Origin of the sequence: Bradyrhizobium sp., assembly GCF_027307225.1 — a bacterium.
GTDB lineage: Bacteria > Pseudomonadota > Alphaproteobacteria > Rhizobiales > Xanthobacteraceae > Bradyrhizobium.
Window position 1 is genome coordinate 36,740 of record NZ_DAHUXJ010000098.1, and the last position, 10,872, is coordinate 47,611.

A 10,872-nucleotide genomic window follows, 5' to 3' on the forward strand; every position below is an offset into this window, starting at 1 on the left:
GTTGGGTTTTCAAAACGGTATCCCGCAGTAGCGAAGCCGGGTGCGGCCTGTTAAAAGACCGCGTTTTCGGCCAATGGTTTGGCTTTAGTGTCCCGATTCCGACATCAGGGAAAGATGCTCATGCGCAGCGCCACCATCAAGCGCAAGACGAAAGAGACCGATATCGAGGTGACCGTCAACCTCGACGGGTCGGGTGTGTCCAACGTCGCCACTGGAATCGGCTTCTTCGACCATATGCTTGACCTGCTGGCCCGCCATTCCCGCATCGACATCACGGTGAAGGCCGCCGGCGATCTCCACGTCGATCACCACCACACGACCGAGGACGTCGGCATTGCGCTGGGGCAGGCGGTGAAACAGGCGCTCGGCACCATGGCCGGCATCACCCGCTACGCCAGCGTCCACATGCCGATGGACGAGACTTTGTCGCGGGTCGTGATCGATATTTCCGGCCGCCCGGTGCTGGTCTTCAAGGCCGAGTTTCCGCGCGACAAGGTTGGCCAATTCGATACCGAGCTGGTTCGCGAATGGTTCAACGCGTTCGCGATGAATGCCGGGGTGACTTTGCACGTCGAAACCCTATATGGCGAGAATAGCCATCATATCGCCGAGTCCTGCTTCAAGGGCCTGGCGCGTGCGTTGCGGACCGCGATTGCCATCGATCCGCGCGCGGCAGGCGAGGTGCCGTCCACCAAGGGTCAGCTCGGCGGCTGATCTGATTTTTCGGACGGCGAGCGACGAACTTCGGAAACGAGGCCAATACATGCCGGTCTATACCGTTCACGCCCCCGCGGTGAGCAACATCGATTTCCGTGCGACCGATCGCTTTGCCTTCGTTAGAGACGGCTTTCATGTGTGGGCCGCCGTCTTTGGCGTCGTGTGGCTCGCCTGGCATCGTCTGTGGCTCGCGCTGATCGGGTGGATCGTGCTGATGACGGCAATCGATATCGCCTTTGTCCGGCTCGGCTTCAGCGGTGGAATCGTTTTTCTTGTCGATGCGTTGCTTGCGTTGCTGCTTGGCTTTGAGGCCACAAGCCTCAAGCGCTGGACCTTGTCGCGGCGCAGATGGCGGCAGCTTGATATTGTGGTTGCCGACGACGAGGAGGCCGCCGAGCGTCGCTTCTTCGATCGCTGGACCGCGCGGCAACGCGTGACGGGCAACGACCAGCCGGCGGTCGATCGCGGCGGCCCGCCGCCGACGCGGGATGTCCCGGGCCAGGCTTTTTCGAAGCCGCCGTCACCGCCACGCGACGACATCATCGGTCTCTTTCCCGAACCGGGAGCGCCGCGGTGAGTGTTGCGATCATCGATTACGGCTCCGGCAACCTGCACTCGGCGGCGAAAGCCTTCGAGCGCGCGAGTCGCAGCATGGAGAACCCGGACAAGATCGTCGTGACGCGCGATCCCGATACGGTCTATCGCGCCGACCGCATCGTGCTGCCCGGCGTCGGCGCGTTCGCCGATTGCCGCCGCGGCCTCGATGCACTGGACGGAATGGTCGACGCGTTGACCGAAACCGTGCGAAACAAGGCGCGGCCGTTTTTTGGCATCTGCGTCGGCATGCAGTTGATGGCGACGCGTGGCAAGGAATACGTCAACACCGACGGCTTCAACTGGATCGCCGGCGAAGTCGTGAAGATTTCGCCGCGCGACGAGAACCTGAAAATCCCGCACATGGGCTGGAACACGCTCGATCTGGCGGGCGAACACCCCGTGCTTGAGCGGTTGCCGCTGGGCCCGAAGGGCCGTCACGCTTATTTCGTGCACTCCTATCACCTCATTGCCGCCAACGAAGCTGATGTGCTGGCGCGCGCCGACTATGGCGGGCCGGTGACGGCGATCGTCGCCCGCGATACCGCGATCGGCACGCAATTCCATCCAGAAAAGAGCCAGCGCTTCGGACTCGCCCTGATCTCGAACTTCTTGAAGTGGAAGCCGTGATTCTTTTTCCTGCCATCGATCTGAAAAACGGACAGTGCGTGCGCCTCGAACAAGGCGACATGGCGCGCGCGACCGTGTTCAACCTCGATCCCGCCGCCCAGGCAGCAAGCTTCGCCGCGCAAGGGTTCGAATATCTCCACGTCGTCGATCTCGATGGCGCCTTCGCCGGCAGGCCGGTGAATGCCGGCGTCGTCGAAGCCATGCTCAGGAAGGTCACCATACCGGTGCAACTCGGCGGCGGCATCCGCGATCTGAAGACGGTCGAAGCCTGGCTCGAGAAGGGCATCGCGCGGGTGATCATCGGCACCGCCGCGGTGCGCGATCCCGCACTGGTCAAAAGCGCGTCGAAGAAGTTTCCCGGCCGCGTCGCCGTGGGGCTCGATGCGCGCGCCGGCAAGGTTGCGGTCGAAGGCTGGGCCGAGACATCGCAGGTCACCGCACTCGACATCGCGCGGCGGTTCGAGGATGCCGGCGTTGCCGCGATCATCTTCACCGATATCGCGCGCGATGGCCTGCTCAAGGGCCTCAACCTCGACGCCACGATTGCGCTCGCCGATCGCATTTCCATTCCGGTCATCGCTTCGGGCGGATTTGCCTCGATCGACGACGTGAAGGCGCTACTCGACCCGCGGGCCAAGAAGCTCGCCGGCGCCATTGTCGGCCGCGCGCTCTATGACGGCCGTCTCGATCCTGTCGCGGCGCTGAAGCTGATCCACAGCGCACGGGCGGCGGCCCAGGAGGATCCATGTTCAAGGCTCGCGTGATCCCCTGTCTCGATGTGAAAGATGGCCGCGTCGTCAAGGGCATCAACTTCGTCGATCTGCGCGACGCCGGCGATCCCGTCGAAGCGGCGATCGCCTATGACGCCGCCGGCGCCGACGAGCTTTGTTTTCTCGACATCACCGCGACCCACGAAAATCGCGGCATCATGCTGGACGTGGTCCGGCGCACGGCCGAGGCCTGCTTCATGCCGCTCACCGTCGGCGGCGGCGTGCGCGAGGTCGACGACATCAACACGTTGCTGCGGTCCGGCGCCGACAAGGTTTCGATCAACTCGGCCGCGGTCAGCCGGCGCCAATTCGTCAGGGAAGCGGCGGAGAAGTTCTGCGACCAGTGCATCGTGGTTGCGATCGACGCCAAGCGCGTCAATCGCGTCGGTGGCTCGGATCGCTGGGAGATATTCACCCATGGCGGGCGCAAGGCGACCGGGATCGACGCCATCGAATATGCGCAGGAAGTGGTTTCACTCGGCGCCGGTGAAATCCTCCTGACCTCGATGGATCGGGATGGCACCAGGCAGGGATTCGACTTAGCCCTGACGCGCTTGATCGCCGACAGCGTGGCCGTGCCGGTCATCGCTTCCGGCGGGGTCGGCAATCTCGACCATCTGGTGGACGGCATCCGCGAAGGCCACGCGACCGCGGTGCTGGCGGCGTCGATCTTCCATTTCGGCGAATTTACCATACGTCAGGCCAAGGACCACATGGCCCGCGCCGGCTTAGCCATGCGGCTCGATCCCTGACGACTCCTTATGACAGGAGTGCTACTAGTGCTCCGATTCCGAAGTTCGGATTGCATTGCGGCCCCACGTTTGCGAACTTCGGAATCAGAGGAGCACTAGCTAAATATATGGATCTAGTGCGGTTTGGAATTTGAAGTTCCTATGACGAGATTGCCGCGAAACTGATAGGAACTTCAAATTCACCGCACTAGTCAGGGGTGATTGGCGCCTGCGATACCCGGCGCATGCAAGTTTGAAGTTGAGTTCGAATTGATGTCGCGTTTTTCGCTGCACGACCTTGCCAGAATCATCGACGCCCGCGCGGCATCGGGCGGCGAGGCTTCGTATACCCGCAAGCTCCTGGACAAGGGGCCAGAGCATTGCGCCAGGAAGTTTGGCGAGGAGGCGGTGGAAACCGTGATCGCCGCCGTCGGTACCAACCGCGACCATCTCATCGCGGAAAGCGCGGACGTGCTGTTTCACCTGCTGGTGCTGTTGAAGTCGTGTGGCGTCGCCCTTGAAGAAGTCGAGGCTACGCTGGAGAGCCGCACCGGCATGTCCGGGCTTGAGGAAAAGGCCGCGCGCAAGCGCGACTAGCTTGGCTGGATAGGCGTCATGGATATCAGGGCACCCGATCAGCAGTATAATCCCTACCGGGTATTTTCCCGCGACCAGTGGGCGCGCCTTCGCGACGACACGCCGATGACACTGGAACCGGGCGAGTTCGAGCGCTTGCGCTCGCTGCACGATCGCCTCGACCTGAAGGAAGTCGAAGACATTTACCTTCCGCTGTCGCGCTTGTTGTCGATCTATGTCGATGCCACGACCCGGCTGTTTCAGGCGCAGCGCCAGTTTCTTGGCATTCGGGACCGCAAGGTGCCCTACATCATCGGCATTGCAGGCTCGGTTGCCGGCGGCAAGTCGACCACGGCGCGCGTGCTGCAAGCCCTCCTGGCGCGCTGGTCGCCGCGGCCGAAGGTCGACATGGTGACGACCGACGGTTTTCTGTTTCCCAATGCCGTGCTCGAGCGGCAAGGCTTGTTGCAGAAGAAGGGTTTCCCCGAAAGTTACGACCAGCCGAGGCTGCTCTCGTTTTTGAGCGACATCAAGGCCGGACGAGGAAAAGTGGGCGCGCCGGTCTATTCGCATCTCACCTACGACATCATTCCGAATGAGTGGAATGAGATCGACCGGCCGGACATCCTGATCGTCGAGGGCGTCAACGTCCTGCAAACCAGCCGTCTTCCGCGCGATGGCAAGGCGGTGCCTGTCGTCTCCGACTTCTTCGACTTCTCCGTCTATATCGATGCGGAGGAGCCGGTGCTGCGCGATTGGTATATCCGCCGCTTCCTGACCCTTCGCGATACCGCCTTCCACGATCCCAAATCCTATTTCCACCGCTATGCACTGCTGTCCGACGACGAAGCCGTCGCGACCGCAACCGCGATCTGGGAGCGCACCAACCTCGCAAACCTCGAGGACAACATCCTTCCGACGCGACCGCGCGCGACGCTGATCCTCAAGAAGGGCGCCGACCACGTCGTCGAAACCGTGGCGCTGCGCCGGCTCTGATCCGCTTTCTTATTTGAACCAAAGCCACACTGGACCAATAATTTTGCTAGATTCCTGTCGATTCCGAAGTTCGTAGAGGTGGGGCCGAGTAATCATGCGAACCTCGGAATCGGGACTCTAGCGCATCTGCAAGCTTCTCGCGGTCGAGCGGCTTGACCAGGAAACCGTCCATGCCCGCCTCGAAGCAGGCATGGCGATCCTCGACCAGCGTGTTCGCGGTCAGCGCCAGGATCGGCGTCCGCCGTCCCGCCTGCGCGGCTTCATGGCTGCGGATGCGCTTGGTGGTCTCGATGCCGTCGAGGCCCGGCATCTGGATGTCCATCAGCACGAGGTCATAAGGCGCACCGGCGGATTTTGCGGCGAGCCAGGATTCCAGCGCCTCCTCGCCATCGGTGGTGAGGACGACCTGATGTCCCAGCCGCGTCAGAAGCGAGCGCATCAGCAGCGCGTTGATCTCGTTGTCTTCCGCTACCAGCACGGAGAAGCCGCGCGGCGTGACGGCGGGTGCGGCCTCGGCGGCTTCCGCCGGCTCGGCGATGGCGTCGACGAGGCCGGGTGCGGAAACCTCCGGCGGCCCGGAAAGGCGTGCGGCGAGCGAGGCCGCGCGCAACGGCTTGACCAGATAGCCGGTGAGGGAAGAGGCCGCCGAGAATTGCGATTCCTGCCGGGTCGCCGGCGTGAACATGACGATCCGCCGGGGAGCGAACGGCCGTGCCGACGTCGCCAGCGCCTCGACCGTTTCGATGCCGAGCGCGTGGTCGAGCAGCACCGCGTGCCAATTCCGCTCCGGCAGCAGCGCGCGCGCCACATCGGGATCGGAAACCACGCAGGTCTGGCCGCCCCAGCGTTCCAGCCGCCGCGCTACCAGCGACGCCTCGATGCTCTGTGGCGCCACCAGCATCACGGAGCGGCCGCCAAGATCGGGGGCCGCAAACGGCTGCGGCGCGCTCTCGCTGGCCGCCAACGGAATGCTGACGGTGAAGGTCGAGCCCTTGCCGGGTTCGCTTTCCAGCGCGATGCGCCCGCCCATGCGCTTGACGATGCGCTCGGAAATGGAGAGGCCCAGTCCCGTGCCGCCATAGCTGCGGGCGATGCGGTCGTCGGCCTGTTCGAATTCGCGGAAGATGCGCTCCTGTGCCGCCGGCGCGATACCCATGCCGGTGTCGCGCACGATGAACGAGATTTCGCTGGGCCAGATGCCGGGCTCGACGATCAGCGCCACGCCGCCGGTCGCGGTGAATTTGATGGCGTTGCCGGCGAGGTTGAGCAGCACCTGTCGAAGCCGCGCGGCATCGCCGATCACCTGCGCCGGCAGGCGGTCATCGATGAAAGACGCGATTTCGAGTTTGCGCGCCTGTGCGCGCGGCGCCAGCAGTTCGGTGATGTCCTCGATCAGGCCGGCGAGTGCGAACGGGCGCGATTCCAGGTCGATCTTGCCGGCCTCGATCTTGGAATAATCGAGCAGCTCCTCGATCAGCGCGAGCAGCGCATCGCCCGAGGTTTTCACCGCCTTGGCATAGGTCATCTGCTCCGGCGTCAGCGCGGTGTCGAGCAACAGCCCGCTCATCCCGAGGATGCCGTTGAGCGGCGTGCGGATCTCGTGGCTTGCCATCGCGAGAAAGCGCGACTTGGCACGGTTGGCGGCGTCCGCCTGGTCGCGAGCCTCGGCAAGCGCACGCTCGGTTTCGGTGCGGTCGGTGACGTCGCGGCCGACACTTTGCATTTCGGCCGGCGCGCCGGCATCGAAGCGGACCAGCGCTTCGCGCCAGGCGATCCAGCGCGCACCCAGCGCGGTTTCGATGCGCTGGTCGTGAATCCGGGTCCCGTTCGCCTCGATCGCGCTTTCGCCCTGTTCGATCACGGTGAGCTGGAAGCGGCTGCCGATCAGCTCGCCCCGCTCCTTGCGCGCCAGTTCGCAGTAGGCGTCGTTGACGAAAGTGATCCTGCCTTCTCCGTCGCGCAGCACGATTAAATCGCCCTGCGATTCGAACAGGCTGCGCGAGCGCCCTTCCGCTTCCTGCAATTCCCAATTGCGGTCGGCCAGCGCCTCATTATGCAGCGCGATCTTGCGCATCTTCTTGCGCACAAAACGCAGCCGCATGCTGACGGTCACGAGTGCAAGACATGCGACCGCAAACAGGAAACTTGCGCCGATCGCAAAATTGTTGGGGTTGTAGCCGGAATGTTCCGAGCGGCTGCCCGCTATGAAGCCATAGGCGCCGCCGAACGTCGCGGAGAAGATCACGAACGAACGGACCGAAAGCGAAATCCACGGATGACGTCGCGCGAAGCGGCGCAGGTGCAGTTTGATCTGGATCATCCGCCCCATGGCCGATCACCTGAATTTTTTTGCATCGTTCGTTGGTTCACGAAGATGCCGTCCACGGTCTTGCGAAGTGCTTGAAGGTGCGCGGGTTCCGCTCGCGGCATGCGAACGTGGTTGACGAAACGTTAAACCTCCCGCGGGTCGCGCCTCTTCATTCTCGCGCGGCAATCGCCTCCGAGTCATTGCAAAGGGTCCCTCCGAAAGCAGAGGGAGCAGGGAATGCCGGGCGCGTCAACGCACCCACAGCCTCGCACGCAAAGTAGAAAGCGTACGAGTTAGTCACCGCAGGTCCGCCGAAGTCGTCAGGCATTCCCCGCGCGGCTGGTTTTACGGCTTATTCCACGCTCTCCCCGGCGATCGGGCTTGTTGTCACCGTCCTCGCGCAATACGGAGCATTGTCGCGAGTTGATGTCAGCGTCGGGACATCAGGACCACGTGGCTTCGCCGTCCGCGACGATGCGCATTCGTCTGTTGCGCCGCCGCGTCCACCGCATCTTCCGCCCAACGTTTAGTGACGATCGCGAAACGCCCTCATCTCGGGCGGAAGACGCGCGAAGAAGTGCCAGTGATTTGCCCGACGTCACAAGGATCGCACCTGCGACAGATTGGCACGACGGGCAAATCAGGTGAGGGACGAGAAAAGCTGTCAAGGACAATTCTCGTGTCCTGGACGCGACGCAGCGTGCCGAAAGCGCGTTCACGCGCGTCCTCGACGCGCTATGGCTGCTTCGCGAGAAGCCGGGACCCACAATCCTCCGCGGGGACCTAGTGATCCGATTCTAACATTCGCATCCCCCTCAGCGCCCACTTTGCGAATGTTAGAATCATAGGATCACTAGAAATATTAGATTCTAGTGTAGTTTAGGATTTGACATTCGCTTTCCGGACTAGCGGCTTGGGGAGAGCGAATGTCAAATCCACTACACTAGGATCAGCAGCGCACCACGCCGCTGCCGCGGCGCATTGCGCAGCATCCGGGGAACGCCACCATCATCAAGCCGCGCGCTGCAGATCGTCGGCGAGCGCGCGATAGGACAGGGCTTCGGCCAAGTGAAGCCGCGTGATGTTGTCGGCGCCGTCGAGATCGGCGAGCGTGCGCGCCACCCGCAGGATGCGATGATAGGCTCGCGCCGAGAGCCGCATGGTTTCAGACGCCTCGCGCAACAGCTTGGTGCCCGCGCTATCTGTCTGCGCGATTGTTTCCAGCACGGCGGCTGGCGCTTCCGCATTGGTGCGGATGTTCGGTAGTCCCAGCGCGGCATAACGCGCGGCCTGAATGTCGCGTGCCGCCGCCACGCGCGCGGCAACCTCGGCTGAGCCTTCCGCCGGCGGCGGCAGAATCAAATCGGCGGCGCTCACCGCCGGCACCTCGATTCGCAGATCGATGCGGTCCATCAACGGACCCGATATGCGCGCCTGGTAATCCGCCGTGCAGCGCTCGATGCGATTGCGCTTGCACGAAAAGCCGGGCTCGAACGCGTGCCCGCAGCGGCAGGGGTTCATCGCCGCGATCAGCATGAAGCGCGCCGGATACGTCACGCGATGGTTGGCGCGCGACACCGCCACCGTGCCGTTTTCAAGCGGCTGGCGCAGCGAATCGAGCACGCGCGGATCGAACTCCGGCAGTTCGTCGAGAAACAGCACGCCCTGATGCGCGAGCGAAATCTCGCCGGGTTTGGCGCGCACGCCGCCGCCGGTCAGCGCCGCCATGCTCGCGGAATGATGCGGCGAGCGGAACGGACGCTGTGCCGTCAAGGCGCCGTCGCGGATTTCGCCGGCGACCGACGCGATCATCGACACTTCCAGCAATTCGGACGGCGATAGCGGCGGCAGGATCGAGGGCAGCCTCGCGGCGAGCATCGACTTGCCCGCGCCGGGACTTCCCATCATCAGCAAATGATGCCCGCCGGCCGCCGCAATTTCGAGCGCGCGCTTGGCGCTCTCCTGGCCCTTGATGTCGCGCAGGTCGAGTGTGCTCGCCGTTGCCTCATGCACCCTGGGCGTGGGCCGCGACAACACCTGAGACCCGCGAAAATGATTGGCCAACTGGATCAGCGATTGTGCGGCCACGATCTGGATGTCCGGGCTGGCCCAGGCGGCTTCCGCGCCGCAGGCGGCGGGACAGATCAAGCCTTCCTCGCGCGAATTCGCACCGATGGCGGCTGGCAAGACGCCCGCGACGGCTGCAATCGAGCCGTCGAGGCCGAGTTCGCCGAGCACGGTGAAACCTGAAAGCGCATCCGGCGGAATGGCCCCGATCGCCGCCATCAGTCCGAGTGCGATCGGCAGATCGTAATGGCTGCCTTCCTTAGGCAGGTCCGCCGGCGCAAGATTGACGGTGATGCGGCGCGCCGGCAGCGCGAGGCCGGAGGCAATCAGCGCCGAGCGAACTCTTTCCCGCGCCTCGGAAACCGCCTTGTCGGGCAGGCCGACGATGGCAAAGGCCGGCAAACCCGGCGCGACCTGCACCTGCACGTCGACGGCGCGGGCCTCGATACCCTCAAACGCGACGGTTGAAACCCGCTGGACCATGCTGCCCCTTCCGTGTCAGAGGGTAGCGGAAGGCGGACGAGAGGGCAAGAACATTAGGAGAACATTCGCCAACTTGAGGACACCACCTAAGGGTAGGGGGAGCTCAAAAATCCTCGTGACGTGATGCCGATGCTGCCGCGCACGACGGCGAGGCACTCTGATCGCCAGCCGCTTTAAAGGAAAACCCCGACAGGCCGCAGAACCAATTCCGCGAGAGCGCTCAGTCCAGCGGCTGGACCGGCGGCATGGCAGTCGCGTGCGTTGGAGCAGGTGCAGCCGTTGGCGCTGGCGGCGGGGATGGAACAGGCGGGGCCGATGCGACCGCTGCAACATCCGCATGGGTGCGCGGCGCAGGTCCGCTTTCGCGTGTCATCGCGGCTGGCTCCGCCGTCGCGGGCCTGCGGACGTATCGGCGGTGGCTTGGTCGCCGCACGCCCCAGGCGTTGGCAATCGACGGTCCGGCCGTATAACCCACAAACGCACCGGCCACCGCACCGATCGGCCCAAGCACGACGGCTCCCGATACTGCGCCGAGCGCGGCATCGCCTGCGCGTTCCTGGGCAGTCGCGGCCGATGACAGCAGTGCCAAGGCAAAGGCCAGGCCGATCGTCTGTTTCTTCATTTTGAAATCCCCCGCTTGTCCACCATCGGATAGTGACAAGCCTGACCATGGCGAGTCCATTTGCTCCGTCATCAGTCACCTGACTATTGTGACTACATTTGGACGCCTTCGCGACGACGGCTTGGTGCGGATGTGCCCGGAAGCGTAGCAACTTATTGTTTCCAAGCAGCGGCCTTTGAATTTGAAGTTCATGTGACGACCTCGCAGCAACACTGATAGGAACTTCAAATTCGCCATACTAGTGCTCCGATTCCGAAGTTCGTATCATATTGCGGCTCCACGTTTACGAACTTCGGAATCAAAGGAGCACTAGCCAATTATATGATTCTAGTGCGGTTTAGAATTTGAAGTTCCTATGACGAGGTCGCCGCGAAACTG

General features: G+C 63.3%; 10 protein-coding genes. 7 read left to right on the plus strand and 3 right to left on the minus strand.

Going from position 1 to position 10,872, the window contains the following annotated elements; genetic code table 11:
- Positions 1-120: 120 nt before the first annotated feature.
- From hisB to coaA, 7 genes are all read left to right on the plus strand, one after another.
- Complete coding sequence (gene hisB, locus M6D32_RS17340; protein WP_298258369.1) at positions 121-714, plus strand: imidazoleglycerol-phosphate dehydratase HisB; 594 nt, start codon at positions 121-123, stop codon at positions 712-714.
- A gap of 49 nt (positions 715-763) precedes the next feature.
- Positions 764-1,294: a DUF2628 domain-containing protein gene (locus M6D32_RS17345; protein ID WP_298258370.1), complete on the plus strand. Its 531-nt coding sequence runs from the start codon at positions 764-766 to the stop codon at positions 1,292-1,294.
- Positions 1,291-1,941: an imidazole glycerol phosphate synthase subunit HisH gene (gene hisH / locus M6D32_RS17350; RefSeq protein ID WP_298258371.1), complete on the plus strand. Its 651-nt coding sequence runs from the start codon at positions 1,291-1,293 to the stop codon at positions 1,939-1,941. The genes M6D32_RS17345 and hisH overlap by 4 nt, the downstream gene beginning before the upstream one ends.
- Complete coding sequence (gene hisA / locus M6D32_RS17355) at positions 1,938-2,705, plus strand: 1-(5-phosphoribosyl)-5-[(5-phosphoribosylamino)methylideneamino]imidazole-4-carboxamide isomerase (RefSeq protein ID WP_298258373.1); 768 nt, start codon at positions 1,938-1,940, stop codon at positions 2,703-2,705. The genes hisH and hisA overlap by 4 nt, the downstream gene beginning before the upstream one ends.
- Positions 2,687-3,463, plus strand: coding sequence for an imidazole glycerol phosphate synthase subunit HisF (gene hisF / locus M6D32_RS17360; protein ID WP_298258375.1), 777 nt, complete (start codon positions 2,687-2,689; stop codon positions 3,461-3,463). Before hisA ends, hisF begins: the two co-directional genes overlap by 19 nt.
- A 252-nt stretch (positions 3,464-3,715) precedes the next feature.
- Positions 3,716-4,039: a phosphoribosyl-ATP diphosphatase gene (locus M6D32_RS17365; protein WP_298258376.1), complete on the plus strand. Its 324-nt coding sequence runs from the start codon at positions 3,716-3,718 to the stop codon at positions 4,037-4,039.
- An 18-nt stretch (positions 4,040-4,057) separates the two neighbouring features.
- Complete coding sequence (gene coaA, locus M6D32_RS17370; protein ID WP_298258378.1) at positions 4,058-5,014, plus strand: type I pantothenate kinase; 957 nt, start codon at positions 4,058-4,060, stop codon at positions 5,012-5,014.
- Positions 5,015-5,060: 46 nt separating this feature from the next.
- Here the strand turns inward: coaA and M6D32_RS17375 are convergent, their stop codons facing one another.
- The 3 genes from M6D32_RS17375 to M6D32_RS17385 all read right to left on the minus strand — a co-directional run bounded on the left by M6D32_RS17375 (position 5,061) and on the right by M6D32_RS17385 (position 10,494).
- The gene (locus M6D32_RS17375; RefSeq protein WP_298258379.1) at positions 5,061-7,343 is read right to left on the minus strand and encodes a response regulator; all 2,283 of its coding nucleotides are present in this window, start codon (positions 7,341-7,343) and stop codon (positions 5,061-5,063) included.
- 990 nt (positions 7,344-8,333) lie between these two features.
- Positions 8,334-9,872: a YifB family Mg chelatase-like AAA ATPase gene (locus tag M6D32_RS17380; RefSeq protein WP_298258380.1), complete on the minus strand. Its 1,539-nt coding sequence runs from the start codon at positions 9,870-9,872 to the stop codon at positions 8,334-8,336.
- 220 nt (positions 9,873-10,092) lie between these two features.
- Positions 10,093-10,494, minus strand: coding sequence for a DNA-directed RNA polymerase subunit N (locus M6D32_RS17385; protein ID WP_298258382.1), 402 nt, complete (start codon positions 10,492-10,494; stop codon positions 10,093-10,095).
- Positions 10,495-10,872: the final 378 nt, after the last annotated feature.